The 21,610-nt window shown below is 35.5% G+C and carries 20 protein-coding genes; 15 read left to right on the top strand and 5 right to left on the bottom strand.

What is annotated here, in order from left to right; genetic code table 11:
* The first annotated feature begins 22 nt into the window (after positions 1–22).
* The 4 genes from ACR9EA_RS11745 (at position 23) to ACR9EA_RS11730 (ending at position 4,141) form a co-directional block, all read left to right on the top strand.
* On the top strand, positions 23–223 hold the full coding sequence (locus ACR9EA_RS11745; protein ID WP_435133186.1) for a hypothetical protein: 201 nt from the start codon (positions 23–25) through the stop codon (positions 221–223).
* 74 nt (positions 224–297) lie between these two features.
* Entirely contained in the window at positions 298–2,319 is a 2,022-nt protein-coding gene (locus ACR9EA_RS11740; protein WP_435133184.1) for a M1 family metallopeptidase, read from the top strand.
* Positions 2,316–3,221, top strand: coding sequence for a patatin-like phospholipase family protein (locus tag ACR9EA_RS11735; protein WP_435133181.1), 906 nt, complete (start codon positions 2,316–2,318; stop codon positions 3,219–3,221). The genes ACR9EA_RS11740 and ACR9EA_RS11735 overlap by 4 nt, the downstream gene beginning before the upstream one ends.
* Complete coding sequence (locus ACR9EA_RS11730; protein ID WP_435133178.1) at positions 3,218–4,141, top strand: patatin-like phospholipase family protein; 924 nt, start codon at positions 3,218–3,220, stop codon at positions 4,139–4,141. The genes ACR9EA_RS11735 and ACR9EA_RS11730 overlap by 4 nt, the downstream gene beginning before the upstream one ends.
* 1 nt (position 4,142) lies before the next feature.
* Here ACR9EA_RS11730 and ACR9EA_RS11725 read toward each other — a convergent pair whose 3' ends face one another.
* Positions 4,143–4,664, bottom strand: coding sequence for a hypothetical protein (locus ACR9EA_RS11725; protein WP_435133176.1), 522 nt, complete (start codon positions 4,662–4,664; stop codon positions 4,143–4,145).
* 70 nt (positions 4,665–4,734) lie between these two features.
* The gene (locus ACR9EA_RS11720; protein ID WP_435133174.1) at positions 4,735–6,297 is read right to left on the bottom strand and encodes an FMN-binding glutamate synthase family protein; all 1,563 of its coding nucleotides are present in this window, start codon (positions 6,295–6,297) and stop codon (positions 4,735–4,737) included.
* A gap of 142 nt (positions 6,298–6,439) precedes the next feature.
* Here ACR9EA_RS11720 and ACR9EA_RS11715 point away from each other — a divergent pair, with 142 nt between their 5' ends.
* Both ACR9EA_RS11715 and ACR9EA_RS11710 read left to right on the top strand, forming a co-directional pair.
* Entirely contained in the window at positions 6,440–8,002 is a 1,563-nt protein-coding gene (locus ACR9EA_RS11715; RefSeq protein ID WP_435133172.1) for a hypothetical protein, read from the top strand.
* A gap of 76 nt (positions 8,003–8,078) precedes the next feature.
* Positions 8,079–10,433 (top strand): ATP-dependent helicase, encoded by a 2,355-nt coding sequence (locus ACR9EA_RS11710; protein ID WP_435133170.1) that lies wholly within the window; start codon positions 8,079–8,081, stop codon positions 10,431–10,433.
* 48 nt (positions 10,434–10,481) lie between these two features.
* Here ACR9EA_RS11710 and ACR9EA_RS11705 read toward each other — a convergent pair whose 3' ends face one another.
* Positions 10,482–11,339 (bottom strand): alpha/beta hydrolase fold domain-containing protein, encoded by an 858-nt coding sequence (locus tag ACR9EA_RS11705; protein ID WP_435133168.1) that lies wholly within the window; start codon positions 11,337–11,339, stop codon positions 10,482–10,484.
* Between the two features lie 46 nt (positions 11,340–11,385).
* Between ACR9EA_RS11705 and ACR9EA_RS11700 the strand changes: the two genes are divergently transcribed.
* From ACR9EA_RS11700 to priA, 4 genes are read left to right on the top strand one after another with little or no spacing between them, the layout of a single operon-like run.
* On the top strand, positions 11,386–12,006 hold the full coding sequence (locus ACR9EA_RS11700) for an L-threonylcarbamoyladenylate synthase (RefSeq protein ID WP_435133165.1): 621 nt from the start codon (positions 11,386–11,388) through the stop codon (positions 12,004–12,006).
* Between the two features lie 58 nt (positions 12,007–12,064).
* Positions 12,065–12,922, top strand: a complete 858-nt coding sequence (gene nadC / locus ACR9EA_RS11695; protein WP_435133162.1) for a carboxylating nicotinate-nucleotide diphosphorylase — start codon at positions 12,065–12,067, stop codon at positions 12,920–12,922.
* Position 12,923: 1 nt separating this feature from the next.
* Positions 12,924–13,865 carry a YihY/virulence factor BrkB family protein gene (locus tag ACR9EA_RS11690; protein WP_435133159.1) on the top strand — a complete coding sequence of 314 codons (942 nt, stop codon included), beginning with the start codon at positions 12,924–12,926 and terminating at the stop codon, positions 13,863–13,865.
* 4 nt (positions 13,866–13,869) lie between these two features.
* Positions 13,870–16,323: a replication restart helicase PriA gene (priA, locus tag ACR9EA_RS11685; RefSeq protein ID WP_435133157.1), complete on the top strand. Its 2,454-nt coding sequence runs from the start codon at positions 13,870–13,872 to the stop codon at positions 16,321–16,323.
* Here the strand turns inward: priA and ACR9EA_RS11680 are convergent.
* Positions 16,320–17,015, bottom strand: a complete 696-nt coding sequence (locus tag ACR9EA_RS11680; protein WP_435133155.1) for a LytR/AlgR family response regulator transcription factor — start codon at positions 17,013–17,015, stop codon at positions 16,320–16,322. The genes priA and ACR9EA_RS11680 overlap by 4 nt on opposite strands.
* A gap of 199 nt (positions 17,016–17,214) precedes the next feature.
* On the opposite strand from ACR9EA_RS11680, the gene rpsF reads away from it, so the two are divergent.
* The 4 genes from rpsF (at position 17,215) to ACR9EA_RS11660 (ending at position 18,864) form a co-directional block, all read left to right on the top strand.
* Entirely contained in the window at positions 17,215–17,553 is a 339-nt protein-coding gene (rpsF, locus tag ACR9EA_RS11675; protein ID WP_435133152.1) for a 30S ribosomal protein S6, read from the top strand.
* Between the two features lie 2 nt (positions 17,554–17,555).
* Positions 17,556–17,852 (top strand): 30S ribosomal protein S18, encoded by a 297-nt coding sequence (gene rpsR / locus ACR9EA_RS11670; RefSeq protein ID WP_435133150.1) that lies wholly within the window; start codon positions 17,556–17,558, stop codon positions 17,850–17,852.
* A gap of 13 nt (positions 17,853–17,865) precedes the next feature.
* Positions 17,866–18,312 carry a 50S ribosomal protein L9 gene (gene rplI, locus ACR9EA_RS11665; RefSeq protein ID WP_435133149.1) on the top strand — a complete coding sequence of 149 codons (447 nt, stop codon included), beginning with the start codon at positions 17,866–17,868 and terminating at the stop codon, positions 18,310–18,312.
* A 75-nt stretch (positions 18,313–18,387) separates the two neighbouring features.
* Positions 18,388–18,864, top strand: a complete 477-nt coding sequence (locus ACR9EA_RS11660) for a DUF6495 family protein (protein ID WP_435133146.1) — start codon at positions 18,388–18,390, stop codon at positions 18,862–18,864.
* Here ACR9EA_RS11660 and ACR9EA_RS11655 read toward each other — a convergent pair whose 3' ends face one another.
* On the bottom strand, positions 18,865–20,103 hold the full coding sequence (locus tag ACR9EA_RS11655) for an ABC transporter permease (RefSeq protein ID WP_435133143.1): 1,239 nt from the start codon (positions 20,101–20,103) through the stop codon (positions 18,865–18,867). It abuts the gene before it with no gap.
* Positions 20,104–20,231: 128 nt separating this feature from the next.
* Between ACR9EA_RS11655 and hisS the strand changes: the two genes are divergently transcribed.
* Entirely contained in the window at positions 20,232–21,605 is a 1,374-nt protein-coding gene (hisS, locus tag ACR9EA_RS11650) for a histidine--tRNA ligase (RefSeq protein WP_435133140.1), read from the top strand.
* Positions 21,606–21,610: the final 5 nt, after the last annotated feature.

Here is a 21,610-nt window from a genome sequence, read left to right as displayed (position 1 = left end):
TTAATTAAAGTATTAAAAATCAATGAATAAAAATATTTCAATACTCATGGGACTTTTAGCGGTGTTTAGTGTCGTTTTTAGTTTTTTTGGTGATCTGACTTCTGCTAATTTATTAGGGTACGACATTAATATTTGGACATATAGAATTATTTGGAGTTTATTAGCGCTGTTTGTGTTATATCCGCATTACAAACGCTGGAAAGCAACCAAGCAAGAAAAGTAATTGGTTTGTAAACTGTATAATTATTAAGGAGGTGTATGTGTTCAAGTTAAGCCGTATATGTCCTTTTTTTTGATATGAGACATTTAAAATTCTTAGTAACTATTGCAATAGCTGTATGTAGTCAGAACCTGTTGGCGCAACAGCTGGATGTTGTAGATTTTAAATCGATAGAAGCTGATCTTGAAATTGATCCATACCGCAATAAAGTTTCGGGAGCGGTAAATTATGTGTTTGATATTTTGAAGCCTTCCGATTCCATTTTTATAGATGCTCAAAATATGCAGATTGCAAAGGTGAGATTTAATGGCGATTCGGTACAGTATTATACAACCAATACTAAATTATGGCTTATTGGCAAGTTTCAAAAATCGCAAGCGAATAGCATTCAGTTACACTACCAAACAGCGCCTAAAAAAGCCATGTATTTTATAGGATGGAACAATGGTGGAAAACCACAAGTTTGGACACAGGGGCAGGGTAAATACACTAGTAATTGGTTGCCTAGTTTTGATGATATGAACGAGAAAACTACTTTAGATTTGCAGGTGAAATTTCCTAAAGACTTTACCGTAATTGCTAATGGCGAGTTAAAAACGCAAACAGCAACTGATAGTTTAGTGGTTTGGAAGTATCAATTTAACAAGCCTATAAGCAATTATTTGTTTGCATTGGCAGCAGGAAACTATAATAAAACCACTGAGTATTCTAAAACAGGTGTGCCAATAGAACTGTATTACTATCCAGAAGATTCGTTAAAAGTAGCGCCTACTTACCGATATAGCAAGCAGATGTTCGACTTTTTAGAGGCGGAAATTGGAGAGCCTTACCCATGGCAAAATTATAAACAAATTCCTGTCTCGGATTTTCTGTATGCAGGAATGGAAAATGCTAGCGCGACCATTTTTTCGGATGCTTATATGGTTGATGATATTGGCTTTTTCGATAGAAATTATGTAAATGTAAATGCGCACGAGTTGGCTCACCAATGGTTTGGCGATTTAGTGACCGAGGTTTCAGGTACCGATCATTGGTTGCAAGAAGGGTTTGCAACCTATTATGCCTTGTTGGCAGAACGCGATATTTTTGGTTTAGATTATTATAAAATGCGATTATACCAATATGCAAAAGAATTGGAAGCGCAAGATAAAAACGGAGGAAGTACCGCTTTGTTAAATCCGAAATCGAGTAGTACAACATTTTATAAAAAGGGAGCATGGACATTGCATGCCTTGCGTTCTGAAATTGGAGATGTCGCATTTAAATCGGCTGTAAAGAATTATTTAATTGCGCATCAATATCAAAATGTAAATACTTCAGATTTTATTAAAGCCGCAGAGCAGGCTAGTGGTAAGAATCTAGATGCGTTTTTTGAAATCTGGCTTCAATCTGAAACATTTCCTACAGATTTTGTGCTAAATAATACAAAAGATGATATGAGTTACTACTTAAAATATATCGATAATTTGAGTTGTGTAGCAGATAATAACAAGGCGTTTTTGTTAGATCCATCTAAATATTATTTTGAAAAGCAACAAATAATCAGTGCGCATCCCGAACTGATTACCGAAGCTGTTATTAAACAAAACGGAACCGAAGTCCGGCAAACCATAGCTTCAGTTTTAACTGAAATTCCATCAGCATTAAGACCAGCCTACGAAACTTTATTAGACGATCCCTCGTATCAAACCCAAGAAATGGCCTTATATAATTTGTGGTCTAATTTTCCTATTAGTCGTAGCTATTATTTAAACAAAACCAAGAATAGTATAGGTTTCAACTCTAAGAACATACGGCAGTTATGGTTGGCTCTAGCCTTATCTACTCCAGAGTATGCGCCAAATAATAATTACACTTATATTAATGAATTGATAGGGTACACTAGCCCTGTGTACAGTTTCGAGGTAAGAGAGTTGGCTTTCAATTATGTTAATTTACTAAAACTATTTAATGAAACAGCAATAACAAATTTAATAGAAGCTACCAAGCATCATAATTGGAGGTTTAGTAAAATGGCAAAGGCCATGTTGCAAATGCTTCAACAGGATCCGACTTATCAAGAGTTGATAAATCAAGTACAGGAAACACATACAAAATGAGAGCATTAGTTATTTCGGGAGGCGGGAGTAAAGGTGCTTTTGCCGGTGGGGTAGCACAATACCTTTTAGAGCATAAAAAGCATAAATACGATATTGTTATTGGTACCTCTACCGGTAGCTTATTAGCGTCTCATTTAGCTCTTAAAAAAGTAGATAAAATTAAAGCGGCTTATACCAGTGTAACTCAAGATGATATTTTTAGTAGTTGCCCATTTTTAATTAAAAAGAAAAAAGGTATAGAAACTATTAAAATAAATCATGTAACTGTATTGCGTAATATTCTTAACGGAAGTAAAACATTTGGTACTAGTTTCAACTTAAAAAAACTCATTAAAAGCGTATTTACAGAAGCCGAGTTTTTTGAGTTAAAGCATAGTAACATAGATGTTGTTGTTACTGTGGCAAATTTGTCTATTAATCAAGTGGAATATAAATCTATAAAGGATTTCGACTACGATGAGTTTTGCGAATGGATTTGGATATCTTGTAATTATACGCCGTTTATGAGTTTGGTTAAAAAAAATGGTTGTGAGTATGCCGATGGTGGATTAGGCTCTATGGTGCCAATAGAAGAAGCTATTAAGCGAGGAGCAACCGTGGTTGATGCCATTATTTTACAAACCGAAATAACACAATTTAATAGAATGCCTTCTTTAAATGCATTTTCTTTATTAACCAATATGTTTGCTTTTATGTTAGACCGTATTGAAAAACAAAATATAAGAATAGGAAAGTATGTTGCTTCTCATAACAATGCCATCATTCATTTTTATTATACTCCTACGGTTTTAACTACAAACTCCTTGATTTTTGATAAGGAAAAAATGACAAGCTGGTGGCAAAGTGGTTTTGATTTTGCTAAATATAGAAACGAAGAAATGAGTCAAATAGAAGAAGGATGAGAGCATTAGTTATTTCGGGAGGCGGAAGTAAAGGTGCTTTTGCTGGTGGCGTTGCCCAATATTTAATAGAACGAAAAGATCGTAAATACGATATGTATTTAGGAACTTCTACAGGCAGTTTGCTTATTCCGCATTTGGCTACTGGTAACTTGAGCAAATTACATACCATGTACACCAATGTTACGCAACGCGATATTTTTAGTGTGAGTCCTTTTGTACAGCGAAAAAAAGGAGATAGAGAGTATGTGTCTATCAATTTCATGAATTCAATACTTCAGTTTATAAAACGAAAACGAACATTTGGAGAAAGCAAAGCACTGAAACGCAATATTAAAAAACATTTTACAGAATCGGAATTTAACCTGCTTAGAACAACCAAAGAAGATGTTGTTGTCACGGTATCTAATCTGTCTAAAAGTACGGTGGAATATAAGTCGATAAAAGATTACGATTACGAATCGTTTTGTGAATGGATTTGGATTTCCTGTAATTATATTCCGTTTATGTCTATTGCCAAAGTAGATGGTTACGAATATGCCGATGGTGGTTTTGCCTGTGTGGTGCCAATTCGCGAAGCTATCAACCGAGGCGCAACCGAAATTGATGCCATTATTTTAGAGTCCGAAAATATGGAAAACAATAAGGTTTTGGGTAAAAACCCGTTTTCTTTAATGCTTAATTTATTTGGGCATCTTTTAGATCAGGTAGAACATCATGATATTGTGATCGGAAAATTACTGGCAAAAAATAAAGGTGTTAAATTAAACCTGTATTACACGCCAACCCAATTAACCGAAAATTCGTTAATTTTTAGTAAACCTTTAATGGAAAAGTGGTGGAAACAAGGGTACGACTATGCTGAACAGAAACATTCTAATGGGGTGCCTTCGGAAAAAGACAGTATAGACGATTTAACTTAAACTACCACATGTCGCTAACTTCCTCTTTTATATAAGATAAAGCAGCATCGCTAGGCGCGCGTTTTTCCATCATTTCGGTTAAAACTACTTCACGAAGCTTATTGGCGGTATCTGTTTTTTCAGACATTGCCGCTTTACGAATTAACTGAATGGTGGCATTTTTTGCAGTTGTAATTATATTCCAACATTCATCGCTAATATAAATTTGTTGCGATAAGTTGTGATCGAATTCCTGTTCTATACTATTTATTAAAAGCGTTTCGTAATCGGTTTTATCGGCCGACATTGGTTGTACACGAATTAATAATTTTGAAGGCGTAATGCGTTCTAAAAACAAAGCCATACGTTCGTAAGCTTGAAGTCGTAAAGGCATGGAGTTTACCTGTAGGTCTTTTTTTAGCAAAAACCGTCTTCTGCCGTCTTCGTTTTTGGTGTGTTCTTTAAAAAAGTAATAAGCAATTAAACCTGTAATTAATGCAGGAATGGTATATAAAAGTAAGTTGATTAAGCTTTCTGGATTCATTATATTGGGTTTAGAGCAAACATACTAGCTTTTTTCGGTTAATGCAAAATGAAAGGGTTTTAAAATGATGTTAAATAGCAACAGATTCTTTCTTTGTTTTACCGCCTAAATAAGGACAATCTTTTAAGTCCTGCATACTGGTAAAAGGTACAACCGTTTTTTGATACTTATAGGTTTTATCTAGTTCTTCCGAAAGGTTTTTATCATCTACATTAACATCTATATCGCTCATGGTAAATTGGCAAGGATGCTCGTAACCGGCAGCATGTGTAATTTCTATAAATTCTTTTCTGAAAGTTTTAAAATACTGAGCCAATCTCACAGATTTTAAGGTTGGGTCTATGCCACTTTGTAGCCATTTGCTTTGGGTGGCTACTCCAGCAGGACATCTGTTGGTGTGGCAGGTTTGCGCTTGTATACAACCTATACTCATCATAGATTCTCTGGCTACGTTTATACAATCTACGCCCATAGCGAAGGCCATGGCAGCTTTGGCTGGAAACCCTAGTTTACCACTTCCTATAAATACAATATGTTCTGTTAAACCACGTCTTAAAAAGAGCTTGTACAAATCACTAAATCCATAAACCCAAGGTAACGAAACATGATCTGCAAAGCTTGGTGGGGCTGCACCGGTACCACCTTCGCCACCATCTACAGTAATAAAATCGGGGCCTTTGCCTGTTGTTTTTATAACATCGGCTAATTGTTCCCATTGGTCTAATTTTCCTATAGCAGCTTTAATGCCTACTGGCAAACCTGTTTTTTCGGCAATGTCTTCAATAAATTGTACAAGACCAGGAATATCGTCGAAAGCAGAATGGCTTGGTGGAGACACCACATCTTTGCCTAGAGGAACATGTCTTATTTTAGAAATTTCTTCGGTGATTTTGGCAGCAGGTAATACGCCGCCTTTACCTGGTTTTGCTCCTTGCGAAAGTTTTATTTCTATGGCCTTAACAAACGGATTGTTGTGAACTAATGCCACTAGCTTGTCCATAGAAAAATTGCCGTCGTCATCACGAACACCAAAATAAGCCGTCCCTATTTGAAAAATTACATCACCCCCATAACTGTGGTATGGAGATAGTCCGCCTTCGCCAGTATTATGGTAAGCGTCGGCCATTTTAATACCTTTGTTTAAAGACTCGACAGCTTTTGCCGATAAGGAACCAAAGCTCATTGCAGAGACGTTAATTACCGAAGCAGGCCTAAACGGTTTTTTCCTGTTATGGTGCAAGCCTATAACTTTTGCACACGGTAAAAAAGTGTTGTCTGTTAGATTAGGATGATTGGGTTGAAGTTTATAAGGAATCATGGCATTATTAATAAAAATATGCTGAATGGCATAAATATCGCGGTCGGTGCCAAAACCTTCGTAATTGTTTTCGTGTTTAGAAGAAGCATAAATCCAACCGCGTTCTATACGGTTAAAAGGTAGCTCTTCGCGGTTATTTGCTACAAAATATTGTCGCATTTCAGGGCCTATACTTTCCAATAAATATCGCAAGTGGCCCACGATAGGGAAATTGTGGCTAATGGTGTGTTTTTTCTGAATAAAAACATCTCGAATCGCTATAACTACAAGTACAATAACAAACCAGACCCACCAGCTAATACTGCTTAAATTCATATCCTTCAAATTTTTAGGTAGCAGTAAATATATTTAAAATAAGACCAAGACAAAAGAAATACGACAGATATAAAACCTAATAATTAAATACTGCAGTTACAAATCTTTTAACTATTTTGGTATAAGAATCATCTGTAACCTAATGAAGCGTAAACTATTTAAAGTATTCGGAGTTATTTTAGTTGTTGTGGCAATACTATTAGCTGGCTTGTATTTTTATGCCGATAATATTGTGAAGCATCAATTAGAAAAAACAGTAAAGACTTTACCCAAAACTGTGGCGTTTAATTACCAGGATTTAAAGGTCGATGTTATTGAAGGCACTTTACAAGTTACCAAGCCAGAGGTGGTTATTACCGAAGAGACAAAAAATAAGCTTCAATTTCATATTAAATTACAGGATTTTATTGTTGAAGATGTTAAGTTTTGGGAGTATTTGGTTTACAATAAAATTCATTTAACCGAATTGATTTTACAAAAACCAGAATTTACATACATAAAAAAAGATTCGTTAGCTACCAAAACTTCGTCAGATTCCAAATCGGGACTAAACAATTTTAGTAAAACGATAGTGATAGATCATTTTAATCTTAACGATGCGAAAGTTACAATTTTTCAAGGTTCTAAAGATTCTATTTATTTAAATACAAAAGGCGTTAATTTTGAAATTAATCATTTGCTTTTTAATCAAGAAACGGCTTTAAGTAGTATTCCTATACAATATTCCGATTACAAAATTACTACAGACTCTTTGGCTTTTCAGGTGGGAGAATTCGAGAAAATACGTATTAAAAATATGATTTTATCTAACAAAGCGTGGCAGATAAACGACGTAGAATTCAATACCATATACTCTAAGCAAGAATTGTCTAAAATCATAAAAAAAGAACGCGATCATTTTAATCTTGCAGTAGACAATATTATTATAAACACTCCAGAATTTGGCTTTGTAAATAAGCGATTTTATTTTAAGAGTCCAGAAGTGCAATTAGAACGTCCTATTTTAGAAATCTTTCGCGATAAATTGGTCGCAGACGATACTTCAATTAAACCGCTCTACAGTAAAATGTTACGCGATTTAAGTTTCGATTTAACCTTAGATACGTTACTGTTAAATAGTGGTGATATTGCTTACCAAGAAAAAATAAAATACGGCAAGCATGCAGGCGAGATAACATTCGATAATTTTAATGCTAAAATCAAAAACATAAGCAACACCTATACTGCGCCAACTAAAACAGAAATTGATGTAAATGCCAACTTTATGAAAACTGCTCCAATACATGCTGTATGGACTTTTGATGTGAATAACCAACAGGATGAATTCGAGTTTAAAGCAGACATTGGCAGATTGCCTGCTTACCGCTTAAATACCTTTGTAGAAACTAATTTAAACATACGGGTAGAAGGTGTTTTTAATAAAATTTATACCACGATTCATGGTAATTTAGATCGGTCGCGATTTACATTCGATGTGAAGTACGATAACATTAAAGTGCATGTTTTAAATAAACGCCATCAAAAAGATAAATTGTTATCTGGATTGGCTAATATTTTTATCCATAAAGATTCTAAGCACGAAAACGGTAATTTTGTACACCACCAAAATAAGGTGGTACGCGATAAAACAAAATCGGTGTTTAACTTTATCTGGAAAAATGTAGAAGAAGGTTTAAAAGAGTCTTTTATTAATCGTAAAAACTGATGTTTATAATTATTAATAAAACTATTTACATTTCCGCTTAACAAAGGTTAATTTTACGGCCTAAAGTTTAAGAAGTTTGGAGAAGTATTTAAGTCAGTTAAACGAAGCGCAGTTAGCACCTACCATCCAAAAAGATGGTCCTATGATTGTTATAGCCGGTGCCGGATCTGGAAAAACCCGTGTACTTACCTATAGAATAGCGTATTTAATGCATCAGGGGGTAGATCCATTTAATATTTTATCGCTAACCTTTACCAATAAGGCAGCACGCGAAATGAAAGAACGTATTGCGGCTATCGTGGGACCTAGTGAAGCGAAAAATTTATGGATGGGAACTTTTCACTCTATTTTTGCAAAGATTTTACGTATTGAAGCCGACCGTTTGGGTTATCCTAGTAATTTCACCATTTACGATGCACAGGATTCCCAGCGTTTAATTTCGTCTATTATTAAAGAAATGGGCTTAGATAAAGACATCTACAAATACAAGCAGGTGTTTTCTAGAATCTCTTCGTATAAAAACAACTTAATTACGGTACGTGCCTATTTTCAAAACCCAGAATTAATAGAGGCCGATACAGCAGCAAGACGCCCTAGGTTAGGCGATATTTATAAGGAATATGTAGAACGCTGTTTTAAATCGGGGGCGATGGATTTTGATGATTTATTGCTGAAAACCAACGAGCTTTTAACACGTTTTCCAGATGTGTTAGCTAAGTACCAAGACCGTTTTCGTTACATTTTGGTAGACGAGTACCAAGATACCAACCATTCGCAGTATTTAATTGTGCGCGCTTTGTCCGATCGTTTTCAGAATATTTGTGTGGTGGGCGACGATGCACAGAGTATTTATGCCTTCCGAGGTGCTAACATTAATAACATTTTAAATTTTCAAAAGGATTACGATAATGTGAAATTGTTCCGTTTGGAGCAGAATTATCGATCTACGAAAAATATCGTTAACGCAGCAAATTCCATTATCGATAAAAACCAAACCAAACTCGATAAAGTGGTTTGGACGGCAAACGATGAAGGTGGGAAAATAAAAGTGAATCGTTCCATGACCGATGGGGAAGAAGGGCGTTATGTGGCGAGTTCGATTTTTGAACACAAAATGAACGAACAGCTAAATAACAGCGACTTTGCCATTTTGTATCGTACCAACGCGCAGTCGCGAGCCATGGAAGATGCTTTACGTAAGCGCGATATTCCGTATCGTATTTATGGCGGATTATCATTCTATCAGCGTAAAGAAATCAAAGATATTTTATCGTATTTACGCATCATTATCAATCCAGCCGATGAGGAAGCTTTAAAACGTGTAATCAATTTTCCACCGCGAGGCATTGGACAAACGACTATCGATAAATTAGTGATTGCTGCCAATGGTTACAAGCGTTCTATTTTTGAAGTGATGAAAAATATCGATAAAACCGATATTAAAATCAATTCAGGAACACGAAATAAGTTGAAGGATTTTGTAACGATGGTCGAAAGTTTTCAGGTGATGAATCAAGGTGTCGATGCTTTCGAGTTGGCCGATCATGTTACCAAAACAACAGGCTTAGTAAAAGAGTTCAGTAAAGATACCACGCCAGAAGGAGTCGCAAAAGTTGAAAATATTGAAGAGCTTTTAAACGGTATTAAAGATTTTGTTGAAGAGCAAAAAGAGTTGGCAGATACCACAGGTTCGTTAACCGAATTTTTAGAAGATGTCGCTTTGGCAACCGATTTGGATAACGATAAGGGCGAAGACGACCGCGTGGCTTTAATGACCATTCACTTGGCTAAAGGATTGGAGTTTCCGTATGTCTATATTGTTGGTCTCGAAGAAGATTTATTCCCGAGTGCTATGAGTATGAATACACGTAGCGAGCTGGAAGAAGAACGACGTTTGTTCTATGTGGCATTAACCCGAGCCGAAAAACAGGCGTATTTAACTTATGCCTTATCGCGTTATCGCTGGGGGAAATTGGTAGATTCGGATCCGAGCCGCTTTATCCAAGAAATAGACGAGCAGTATTTAGATATTCTTACTCCTATAGAAGAACGTCGCGTAAACCCGATGCTGGATGCTAATATTTTTGGAGATGCCGATGTACCAAGTGCAAGTAATATCCGATTTAAACCAGCCAAGCAATTGCCTATTCAAAAGAAAGGTAATGTGGTAAAAAAAGAACCGGAAAAGTTTCAGGTTAGTCAGCCTAAAAATTTAAAACCACTTAGTCAATCAGGTTCAACAGCGGGAGCAGCTAATTTATTCGATAATAAATTGGTTGCAGGAACTGTTGTAAAACACCTAAGGTTTGGAAGAGGGGAAGTTATAAAAATTGAAGGTGTAGGAGCCGATACCAAAGCCGAAATTAAATTTGAAAACGGAGGCAATAAAAAACTATTACTGCGTTTTGCAAAACTTGAAGTGATTGGGTAAGTGAAGCCAATTTTTAATGCACATTAAAAAGCCTGTTGTAGTAGTAATTTAGTCTTCTAAATGGGCTTTAATAAAAGTCTTTAGCTTAGACCACGTGTCTAGCAATTCTAATCCCGCCCAGCCATGGGCAGCATCGGGATAAAGTGTATACTCGTGCATAACCCCCAATTCTTGTAATTTACTTTGCAGCATGCTACCTTGACTTACAGGTATAAGCGGGTCTTTACCACCATAAAATAAAATTGTAGGAGGCGCTTCGGTAGTTACCTGGTGGTATGGGCTTAAAATTTCCAGTAAATCTGTGGAAATTTCTATACCGTAAATATCTTGTAAGAGGGCTATATTTTCATTTTCTAAATAAGCGGGGTCTGTAAAATTTGTTGGGCCAACAATGCTGCAAACCATTTTGGCATCATTATCTGTATCGTAACCATAGCTCCATAATAACGCTAAATGGGCTCCAGCACTGGTACCAATAAGTCCGAAATCATCAGAGATTTGATAATCGTTTAGTTTAGATTTTACATGATTAACAACACCTGTAACATCGTTAATTTGCATAGGAAAAGCTTCAGCAGCTTCGTTGGCCAAGCGATAGTTCATGTTTACAATGGCCATGTTGGGCAGGTCACTTTTTACAAGTTCAACAAAACCATTCATATCTTTTTTATCGCCAGAAGTCCAACCACCACCATGAATCAAAATTAAAGTTTTGGAGGTTTCGTCGCGATGTGCAGGTAAATAGATGTCGTACACTTGCGATTCGTGATCGCCGTAGGCTACATCTAATTGGGTTGCTGCTTCCAAATCAATATATTCACTTACGTCGTTGCTAGCATCAGAACTACAAGACCATGTAGTAACAGCAATAACAACGCATAGGAATAAAATTTTGATTGGCTTCATACAAAAATATTAATTACTTTGTAAACGATTCTACAAGATACTTATTATGGCCGAATTATTAAAAATTTATGAAGAAAATCCGAATCCTAAAGCAATAAAAAAAGTTGTTGAGGTTTTACAGCGCGGCGGACTCATTATTTACCCCACGGATACTGTTTACGGTTTGGGCTGCGATATCACCAATACCAAGGCTTTGGAGCGTATTGCAAGGATTAAAGGTGTGAAGTTAGAAAAAGCTAATTTTTCGTTTATCTGTCACGATTTAAGTAATTTAAGCGATTACGTAAAGCAGATAGATACTTCTACATTTAAAGTGCTTAAACGGGCATTGCCGGGGCCTTATACGTTTATTTTGCCAGGAGCCAAAACCTTGCCATCGGTTTTTAAGAAAAAAAAGACTGTCGGAATTCGTGTGCCGAATAATAAAATTGCTTTGGAAATTGTAAAACAATTAGGTAATCCTATAGTGTCTACTTCTATTCGCGATGAAGATGTGGTGATAGAGTATACAACAGACCCAGAATTAATTTTAGAAAAATGGGATAATTTGGTCGATTTGGTGATTGATGGTGGTTACGGCGATAATACAGCGTCTACAATTATCGATTTTTCGGAGTTTGAACCTTTAATAGTTAGAGAAGGTAAAGGTAGTTTAGAAATTTTTTAACTTACAAATACCTGCTTTTTTTCGTAAGCAATTAGTAATTTAGCATGAAACTACAAACATGATAAGTAAAGCACAATTCGATATAGAAATAGAAGGCATAATTACAAACGCTATTCGAGAAGATGTAGGCGATGGCGACCACAGTTCGTTGGCTTGTATTCCTGAATCTGCAAAAGGGAAAGCTAAACTTTTGGTTAAAGATCAAGGCGTTATTGCTGGTGTAGAGTTTGCGAAACTCGTGTTTAATTATGTCGATGCCAATTTAAAAGTCGATACCTTAATTAACGATGGAGCACAAGTAAAACATAACGATATAGTGTTTTATGTTGAAGGCGCTTCGCAATCTATTTTAAAAGCCGAACGTTTGGTCTTAAATGCCATGCAGCGTATGAGTGCTATTGCCAGTAAAACAAAAAAGTATGTCGGGTTACTTGAGGGAACGGGGACAAAAATTCTGGACACCCGAAAAACCACGCCAGGTATTCGTGCTTTAGAAAAATGGGCGGTGAAAATAGGAGGTGGAGAAAACCATAGGTTTGCTTTGTACGACATGATTATGTTAAAAGACAATCATATCGATTTTGCGGGAGGTATTGGCCCAGCCATTACTAAAACTAAAGCCTATTTAGAGGCCAATAATAAAGATTTAAAAATTATTGTAGAAGCAAGATCTTTAGGCGAAATAAAGGAAATATTAAAATACGAAGGTGTACACCGCATACTTATAGATAATTTTAACTACGAAGACACGAGAACAGCTGTAAAGTTAATTGGTAACCAATGCCAAACAGAATCCTCTGGCGGTATTAACGAGCAAACATTAAGGAAGTATGCAGAATGTGGTGTAGATTATATCTCGTCTGGAGCCTTAACGCATTCGGTGTATAACATGGATTTAAGCCTGAAAGCGGTTTAACATGACAAAACCTATAGAAGATAAACTAGAACAAATTCCGGGAGTTAAATATTTAGTAAGGTTTTTTAAAACTTTAAAACTACCAGGGTTAGAAGGCTTGTCTTTATACGATTTGTTAGAGCTGTACATTACAGGAATTTTTAAAGGGGCCTTAACCTCGCGTGCCAGTGCCATAGCATTTAATTTTTTTATGGCTATTTTTCCTTTTTTGCTGTTTATTTTAATACTGATACCCCATATACCTATAGATGGATTTAAAGCTGAATTTTTGGAATTCTTAGAATCGTTTTTACCGCCAACAACTTCAGAATTTTTCTTTAAGAATATTTTTGAAAATATTGATAGCTCAGAGCGTGGCGGATTGTTGTCTACAGTATTTTTATTGTCTATTTTTTTAATGGCGAATGGCGTTAGTGCTGTGTTTTCAGCATTCGAGAGTTCTTACCATTCCGAGCTATCCAGAAGTGTTTTTAGGCAATATTTATATGCTTTGGGAGTGTCGTTAATTATAGCATTACTGGTTATTATTACCGTTGCAGGTTTTGGATTTGTAGAAATTTATGTGCTCGGTAATTTGTTTAGTACATTAGAACACCAAGGTGTAGAGGTGGGCGACCGCGGTATTATATGGGTAAATGTTTCAAAATATGTGTTCGGAATAATTATGGTCTATCTCACTACAGCAACCTTATATTATTTTGGAACGCGGGAGGGAAAGTATAGTAAATTTTTCTCGGAAGGCGCTTTATTAACAACCATACTCATTGTATGTTTGTCGTATTTATTTGGGGTATATATCGAAAAATTTTCGAGATATAACGAGCTTTACGGTTCTATTGGGGCATTACTTATTTTAATGTTTTATTTGTGGTTAAATGCAAATATTATTTTGTTAGGTTACGAATTAAACGTATCGTTAAGGCAACTCCGAAAAAGCTACTAAAGTTATGCAGTATTTTATAGATGTTATTCTTCCTATTCCAATAGAAAATCTGTTTACGTATAGTATCACTCAAGCAGAATCAGATTTTATAAAACCAGGCATGCGCGTAGCGGTTCCATTCGGAAAATCTAAAGTGTACACGGCTATTGTAAAACAAATTCATAATACACCGCCGGTTATCTATGAGGCCAAACAAATTCATCAAATTTTAGATGAAACACCTATTGTAACAACTATACAGTTAAAGTTGTGGGAGTGGATGGCATCGTATTATCTGTGTACAGTTGGAGATGTGATGCGTGCAGCATTACCAAATGCATTTGTGCTAGAGAGCGAAACATTAATTAGCAAAAATTCTAACATCACCATAAATGATACTGATTTAAAGGATGATGAATTTTTAATATACGAAGCCTTGCATCATCAGTCGTCTTTGCGCTTGCAAGATATTGTAAGTATAGTTGATAAAAAGCAGGTTTTTCCTATCATTAAACGGCTTTTGGAAAAAGAAGCCATTGTGGTACAAGAAGAAGTCTTCGAGAAGTATAAACCAAAACTTGTTAAGTATGTTAAGTTACAAAGCAAACATACAACCCAAGCAGGCTTGCAACATTTATTAGAAGAGTTGAGTCGTGCGCCAAAACAACGCGATGTGGTTATGCATTTGTTTCAACTGTCAGCTCAAACTAAAAAAGGCATTAAAGTAACCGATTTGGTAGAGCAAAGTGGGACTTCAACAGCAGTTGTTAATGCGCTCGTCGATAAGGAAATTTTAGAGTTATATCACATTCAAACCGATCGTGTAGAATTTCAGGGAGAGGTTATAGCAGATTCAAAACAATTGAATGAGAAACAAGCCGAAGCTTTATCTCAAATAAAAACTCATTTTACTAACACAGATGTTGTATTGCTTCATGGGGTAACGGCTTCAGGAAAAACAGAAGTTTATGTAAAACTAATCGAACAGATTATTGCCCAAGGTAAACAGGTGTTATATTTGTTGCCAGAAATAGCATTAACGACCCAGTTAGTAAATAGGCTGCAAGATTATTTTGGAGAACAAGTTGCTATTTTTCATTCCAAATATACAGCACAAGAGCGCGTAGAAGTTTGGAATAATGTGCTTAACAATAGCAGTAAAGCAAGGATTGTTTTGGGGGCGCGGTCTTCTATCTTTTTACCGTTTCAAAATTTAGGATTAATCATTGTAGATGAAGAGCATGAGCAATCGTTCAAGCAATTCGATCCAGCACCGAGATATCATGCAAGAGATACGGCTGTGGTTTTGGCTAAACTGCATACCTCGAAAGTGTTGTTGGGTTCGGCGACACCAAGTTTAGAAACCTATTTTAATGCGAAACAGCATAAATATGGTTGGGTAGAAATTACTAAGCGTTACAATAATGTGTTAATGCCAGATATCGAATTGGTAGATATTAAAGACAAGCACAAGCGCAAATTAATGAAAGGTCATTTTAGCGATAGGTTAATTGAAGCTATGGCCGATACGTTTGAAGTGGGAAGTCAGGTGATTTTATTTCAAAACCGTCGCGGATTTTCACCGATAGTCGAATGTAATACTTGTGGGCATTCTCCGCAATGTCCTAACTGCGATGTAAGTTTAACCTATCATAGCTACAGAAGGCAGTTGCGATGTCATTATTGTGGTTATAATATGGCTATGCTAGTAAAATGTCAGGCTTGTGGCGATACCGATCTAGATACGAAAGGTTTTGGAACCGAGCAGGTAGAAGAGGAGGTGAAAGTGTTGTTTCCGAATGTGAAAGTGGGGCGCATGGATTTAGATACTACTAGAGGAAAATACGGTTACGAAAAAATAATTACCGCTTTCGAGCAGCAAGAGATAGATGTTCTTGTAGGTACGCAAATGTTAACCAAAGGCTTAGATTTTAGAAATGTGGCTTTAGTGGGTATTATGAACGCCGATAATTTATTGAATTTTCCAGATTTTAGAGCGCATGAACGCAGTTTTCAGTTATTATCGCAAGTGTCTGGGCGTGCGGGCAGAACCGATAAACAGGGTAAAGTGCTTATTCAAACGTATAATCCATATCATAATATATTACAGCAAGTGTCTACAAATAATTATGCTGCAATGTTTAAAGAGCAAATGGACGATAGGTACAATTTTAAATACCCACCTATATATCGATTAATAAAAATAACCTTACGCCACAAAGATTTTAATAGGGTAAACACGGCGTCCAACTGGTTAGGAACAGCGTTGCGACAGGTTTTTGGAGATTATGTTCTGGGACCAGAAGATCCGTTAGTGTCTAGAATACGCAATCAATTTCATAAACAGATATTAATTAAAATACCTCCAAAGCAATCGTTAGGGAGTACAAAAAAAGCTATTGTAAAAATTAACAATAGCTTTATGAATATTAAAGACTTTAGATCTGTAAGGTTAATCTGTAATGTAGATACGTATTAAATGCTGTTTAAAGCATCTATAAGTTGTGTCTTTTTGTTTCTGCTTAAAGGAATTTCGTAAGAACCAACTTCAACATTTTTGCTGTTAAATCGGTCTATCTTATCTAAGTTTACAATGTAAGATTTGTGTATTCTTAAAAATTTACCTTCAGGTAATTCTTGTTCAAAAGCTTTCATGGTAGAAAGTACAACAAGGCTATTCTCTTCGGTAACTAATTTTACGTAATCGCCAAGTGCTTCAATCCATTTTATATCGTTAATATAAACTTTACGTTTTTTAAGATTGCTTTTTACAAAAATATGTTCGCCTTCGGCTTCGTTAAAATCTAGTTTTAATTTATGGTGCTCTATAGCTTTTTCTACGGCAACCATAAAGCGCTCTCTTGTAATAGGCTTCTTTAAATAGTCTGTAGCATCGTAATTGAATGCCTTAAAAGCGTATTCGGTTTTACCAGTTACAAAAATAATTTGCGGTTTGTTGTTTAGTACGTCAAGTAGTTCGAAGCCGTTTAAAACAGGCATTTCAATATCTAAAAAGATAAGGTCTACTTTGTGTGTGTTTAGTCCGTTTTTTGTTTCTAGCGCGCTGCTATATTCTGCGATTAAGTTAAGCGCAGGGTGGTTTTCTATTAACTTTACAATGGACAATCTTTGGATTGCCGAGTCGTCTACTACTACACAGTTTAAAGTCATAACATTTCAGTATTGCGGTTAAGATATCGACAATAGTACAAATAAATCGGATAAAAAACAAAAAAAAACCGATAAAGCGTATTTTTTTTGTTTTCGTTAACATCTCAAATAACGATTTTTAATTTTGTTTAATCTATTTGTAATATTTAATAAAAACACTTAATTTTGCAGCCATTTTTAACAATAAATAGATTTGAATATGAATCATTATGAAACTGTTTTCATCTTAAATCCCGTTTTATCTGAGGCTCAGATAAAGGAAACAGTACAGAAATACGAAGATTTTCTTGTTTCTAACGGTGCTAAGATGATATCTAAAGAAGATTGGGGACTTAAAAAATTAGCTTACCCAATTCAAAACAAGAAAAGTGGTTTTTACCATTTATTTGAATTTACTGTAGCTGGAGATATTATTAACCAGTTAGAGTTAGAATTTAGACGTGATGAGCGTTTTATGCGTTACTTAACTGTGAAATTAGACAAGCATGCTGTTTCATGGGCAGAGAGAAGAAGAGCTAAATTAAAACAAAAAGCGTAATTATGTCATCTATAGAACAACAAGCAAAAGGAAAAAAAGACGGAGAGATTAGATACTTAACGCCTTTAAATATTGAAACTAACAAGCAAAAGAAATATTGTCGTTTCAAAAAATCTGGTATTAAATATGTAGATTACAAAGATCCAGATTTCTTATTAAAGTTTGTAAACGAGCAAGGTAAAATTTTACCTCGTCGTTTAACAGGAACTTCTTTAAAATACCAAAGAAAAGTATCTGTAGCAGTAAAAAGAGCGCGTCACTTAGCGTTAATGCCATACGTAGCAGATTTATTAAAATAAAATACCGATAACAATGGAACTTATATTAAAACAAGACGTTGAAAATTTAGGATTTAAAGACGATGTTGTAACAGTTAAGAACGGTTATGGTAGAAACTTTTTAATTCCAACAGGAAAAGCTATTTTGGCTACAGTATCTGCAAAGAAAGTTTTAGCAGAAAACTTAAAGCAAAGAGCTTTTAAAGAACAAAAAATTGTTGATGATGCTAATAAAATTGCTGAAGCGTTAAAAGCTTTAGAGGTTAAAATATCAGCAAAAGTAGGTGCAGGCGATAAATTATTTGGTTCTGTAAATAATATCGACGTAGCCGATGCTTTAGAAAAAGCTGGTCATGCTATCGATAAAAAATTCATCACTGTTGCTACTGTAAAACGTACTGGTAAGTATAATGCTGCCGTTCGTTTACACAGAACTGTAACTGTAGATTTACCTTTTGAAGTAGTTGCTCAAGCTAACTAATTTAAAAAGTAGTATATAATTTGAAACCGTTTAGATACGTCTAGACGGTTTTTTTAATTTAAAAAAGTATCAAAAATGAAATATTCTAGACTTACCAAAGAGCAGTTTGAAGAATTGCACCCAGAGTTTATTAACTTTTTGGCAACACAATCTATTGATGCCAGCGAGTGGGCCGATATAAAAGCCAATACACCCGAAGTAGCCGAGCAAGAATTAGATGTGTTTAGCGATTTGGTATGGGAAGGCGTTTTAGGCCAAGTAAAATATCTGGAGCACATATCTGGGCAACACATGCATTTATTTGCAATAGGGGAAACTAACATGCATTTAGTAGCCATTCAGTTAAAAAACGATAAAGATTTGGCAACAAAAGAAGGTTTCGACTGGTTGCGAAATAATTTATTAGACGATAATGTTGAGTTTTTACAAGCCAATAAAACCTATGGTGAAGATAAAAATTTAGATATTTTTAATCTTATTCAGCAAGGAGCCATTATTACAAAAGGCGAACTCTATAACTATTTCAACGATTTGGTAAATTCTGATAACTAATTATTCGTAACGTAACGATTCAATCGGATCTAATTTTGCTGCTTTAGAAGCGGGATAAGATCCCGAAATAATAGCTACAACAAACGTAATAAAGCTAGCCCAAATCATGGCAGCCCACGGAATGCTAAATTTAAAATCTACTGCCGCGGCAAACCCAAGACCTAGTAGTACACCTAACAGCATACCTAATAAACCGCCAAACTGACCAATAATAATGGTTTCTATAAAAAATTGAAAAGCAATGGTGCTTTGTTTGGCACCTAAAGCTTTTCTAACACCAATTTCTCGTGTGCGCTCGCTTACCGATACCAGCATAATGTTCATTAGTGCTATAGAAGACCCTAAAATAGTGATAATACTAATTACCCACGCCGCTGTAGATAGTATGCCAGTAATGGACCCAATGCGGTTTATTAAATCGTCGCTACGCTCTATACCAAAATTGTTTTCCTCTATTGGGCTTAATCCTCGTATATTTCTAAAGGTAATAATGGCATCATCTTGAGCGCCTTCTAACATCTCCTTGTTTTCTACCATAATACTTAAAGCATAATTAATATTAGCATTGGTGAAAATTGAGCGCGCTTTTTGAAGCGGAATTATAACCCTTAGATCCTGATTGTTTCCAAAGGTGGCGCCTTTAGATTTTAAGGTGCCTATCACTTTAAATTTAAAACCTCTTACGCTAATGGTTTTATCTATGGGGTTATCGTCTTTAAATAAGGCTTTAACCAAGTCGCTACCAATAATACATACATTCGAATTGTTTTCAACTTCAAGGGCATTAAATTCACGTCCCAAATCTACCTCCAAACCAGAATTTTGTATAAAATGAGAGTTGGCTCCAATGGCAGTAACTTCAGGATCGGTTTTTTTATTTTCAAACTTAACTTCGGCTGTCGAACTTCCTACAAAAGACACCGATGTTTTAGTATAGGGGAAGTCGTATTGCGCTACAAAATCACGAATGTTTTGGTAACTAATAATCGGATTCACCTTTTGGCGATCCCCACCTTGTTGGCGGGCTGTAAATTTATAACGCTGAATATTAAATGTATTGGCTCCCATAGACGAAAAATCACTGGAAATGGTATTCTCTAATGCCGAAACCGCACTTAAAATACCAACTAAAGCAGTAATGCCAATGGCAATAATTAAAACCGTTAAAATGGTTCGCAGTAATTGGTTTTTTATAGAATCGAAGGCAATTCGGATATTTTCTCGAACGAGTGAAAACATATATTTAGCGTATAAGTTTGGTGTTTGTAATGTAAGACTCCTAAAACCGAATAAAGTTACTATAAAATTAAAATATCTTATTAAGTCACCTTAAAAATTTAGATATTTGTGCTCAAATTTTAAAGTAAATGGCACAAAAACCAAGCATTCCTAAAGGTACAAGAGATTTTAACCCAGAGCAAGTCGCAAAACGTCAATATATTTTTAATACCATACAACAGGTGTTTGAAACTTTTGGATTTCAGCCTATCGAAACACCTAGTTTCGAGAATTCTGAAACTTTAATGGGAAAATATGGTGATGAAGGTGACCGGTTAATCTTTAAGATTTTGAATTCTGGGGATTTTTTGAATAAGGTTGATGATGCATTGTATGCAGAAAAAGATGCTGCTAAATTAACATCAAATATCTCCGAAAAAGCCCTGCGTTACGATTTAACCGTGCCGTTTGCGCGTTATGTGGTACAACATCAAAACGAGATTGAATTTCCGTTTAAACGCTACCAAATGCAACCAGTATGGCGTGCTGATAGACCTCAAAAGGGACGTTTTAGAGAGTTTTACCAATGCGATGCCGATGTGGTAGGTTCTAATTCGTTATGGCAGGAAGTAGAGTTTGTGCAGTTGTACGATGCTGTGTTTACAGGTTTGAAACTGGAAGGTGTTACGATTAAAATTAACAACCGTAAAATATTATCAGGAATCGCCGAAGTTATCGGTGCCAAAGACAAGTTAATCGACTTTACAGTAGCTTTAGATAAACTGGATAAAATAGGAGAGGAGAAAGTAAAGGAAGAAATGTTAAGCAAAGGAATTCCAGAAGAGGGCATCGTTAAAATGCAACCTTTATTCTCGCTTTCTGGTACTTTTGAAGCACAAATTGCTGTTTTGGGTGATATCTTGAGTACATCTAAAGAAGGTAAAAAAGGTATCGAAGAATTAGAGTTTATAAATTCTGCAATAGTGGAATTGGGCCTAAAAACCGCAACATTGCAGTTAGACGTTACATTGGCTAGAGGTCTAAACTATTATACAGGTGCTATTTTTGAAGTTGCTGCGCCAAAGACAGTGCAAATGGGATCTATAGGCGGCGGTGGCCGTTACGATGATTTAACTGGAATTTTCGGTTTAAAAGATGTTAGTGGTGTTGGAATTAGTTTTGGTCTAGACCGTATTTATTTGGTGTTAGAAGAATTACAATTATTTCCTGTAACAGTAAATAAAAATGTAGAGGTATTGTTTATTAATTTTGGAAATACCGAAGCTTTAGGTTGTTTACAGGCTATTAAAAAGTTAAGGGCGGTTGGTGTAAATGCCGAATTATATCCAGATGCTGCCAAGATGAAAAAACAAATGAATTACGCTAACAAAAGAACTATTCCTTTTGTTGTTCTTGTAGGCGAAGAAGAAATACAATCGGAGATGTTTACCCTAAAAAACATGACGTCGGGCGAACAAACTAAAGTCACTTTCCAAGAGTTATTGAAAACTGTAAAACAGTAGGCTTA

It is taken from the genome of Formosa sp. A9 (assembly GCF_051200825.1).
Taxonomy (GTDB): Bacteria; Bacteroidota; Bacteroidia; order Flavobacteriales; family Flavobacteriaceae; genus Formosa.
Note: the sequence above shows the minus strand (reverse complement) of the source record. Positions and strands in the feature narration are given on the sequence as shown.

What these genes read in the sequence shown, in the direction of transcription:
- ACR9EA_RS11745 (WP_435133186.1), top strand. Translation starts at nt 23, where the DNA reads ATGAATAAAAATATTTCAATACTCATGGGACTTTTAGCGGTGTTTAGT.
- ACR9EA_RS11740 (WP_435133184.1), top strand. Translation starts at nt 298, where the DNA reads ATGAGACATTTAAAATTCTTAGTAACTATTGCAATAGCTGTATGTAGT.
- ACR9EA_RS11735 (WP_435133181.1), top strand. Translation starts at nt 2,316, where the DNA reads ATGAGAGCATTAGTTATTTCGGGAGGCGGGAGTAAAGGTGCTTTTGCC.
- ACR9EA_RS11730 (WP_435133178.1), top strand. Translation starts at nt 3,218, where the DNA reads ATGAGAGCATTAGTTATTTCGGGAGGCGGAAGTAAAGGTGCTTTTGCT.
- ACR9EA_RS11725 (WP_435133176.1), bottom strand. Translation starts at nt 4,664, where the DNA reads ATGAATCCAGAAAGCTTAATCAACTTACTTTTATATACCATTCCTGCA.
- ACR9EA_RS11720 (WP_435133174.1), bottom strand. Translation starts at nt 6,297, where the DNA reads ATGAATTTAAGCAGTATTAGCTGGTGGGTCTGGTTTGTTATTGTACTT.
- ACR9EA_RS11715 (WP_435133172.1), top strand. Translation starts at nt 6,440, where the DNA reads ATGAAGCGTAAACTATTTAAAGTATTCGGAGTTATTTTAGTTGTTGTG.
- ACR9EA_RS11705 (WP_435133168.1), bottom strand. Translation starts at nt 11,339, where the DNA reads ATGAAGCCAATCAAAATTTTATTCCTATGCGTTGTTATTGCTGTTACT.
- ACR9EA_RS11700 (WP_435133165.1), top strand. Translation starts at nt 11,386, where the DNA reads ATGGCCGAATTATTAAAAATTTATGAAGAAAATCCGAATCCTAAAGCA.
- nadC (WP_435133162.1), top strand. Translation starts at nt 12,065, where the DNA reads ATGATAAGTAAAGCACAATTCGATATAGAAATAGAAGGCATAATTACA.
- ACR9EA_RS11690 (WP_435133159.1), top strand. Translation starts at nt 12,924, where the DNA reads ATGACAAAACCTATAGAAGATAAACTAGAACAAATTCCGGGAGTTAAA.
- priA (WP_435133157.1), top strand. Translation starts at nt 13,870, where the DNA reads ATGCAGTATTTTATAGATGTTATTCTTCCTATTCCAATAGAAAATCTG.
- ACR9EA_RS11680 (WP_435133155.1), bottom strand. Translation starts at nt 17,015, where the DNA reads ATGACTTTAAACTGTGTAGTAGTAGACGACTCGGCAATCCAAAGATTG.
- rpsF (WP_435133152.1), top strand. Translation starts at nt 17,215, where the DNA reads ATGAATCATTATGAAACTGTTTTCATCTTAAATCCCGTTTTATCTGAG.
- rpsR (WP_435133150.1), top strand. Translation starts at nt 17,556, where the DNA reads ATGTCATCTATAGAACAACAAGCAAAAGGAAAAAAAGACGGAGAGATT.
- rplI (WP_435133149.1), top strand. Translation starts at nt 17,866, where the DNA reads ATGGAACTTATATTAAAACAAGACGTTGAAAATTTAGGATTTAAAGAC.
- ACR9EA_RS11660 (WP_435133146.1), top strand. Translation starts at nt 18,388, where the DNA reads ATGAAATATTCTAGACTTACCAAAGAGCAGTTTGAAGAATTGCACCCA.
- ACR9EA_RS11655 (WP_435133143.1), bottom strand. Translation starts at nt 20,103, where the DNA reads ATGTTTTCACTCGTTCGAGAAAATATCCGAATTGCCTTCGATTCTATA.
- hisS (WP_435133140.1), top strand. Translation starts at nt 20,232, where the DNA reads ATGGCACAAAAACCAAGCATTCCTAAAGGTACAAGAGATTTTAACCCA.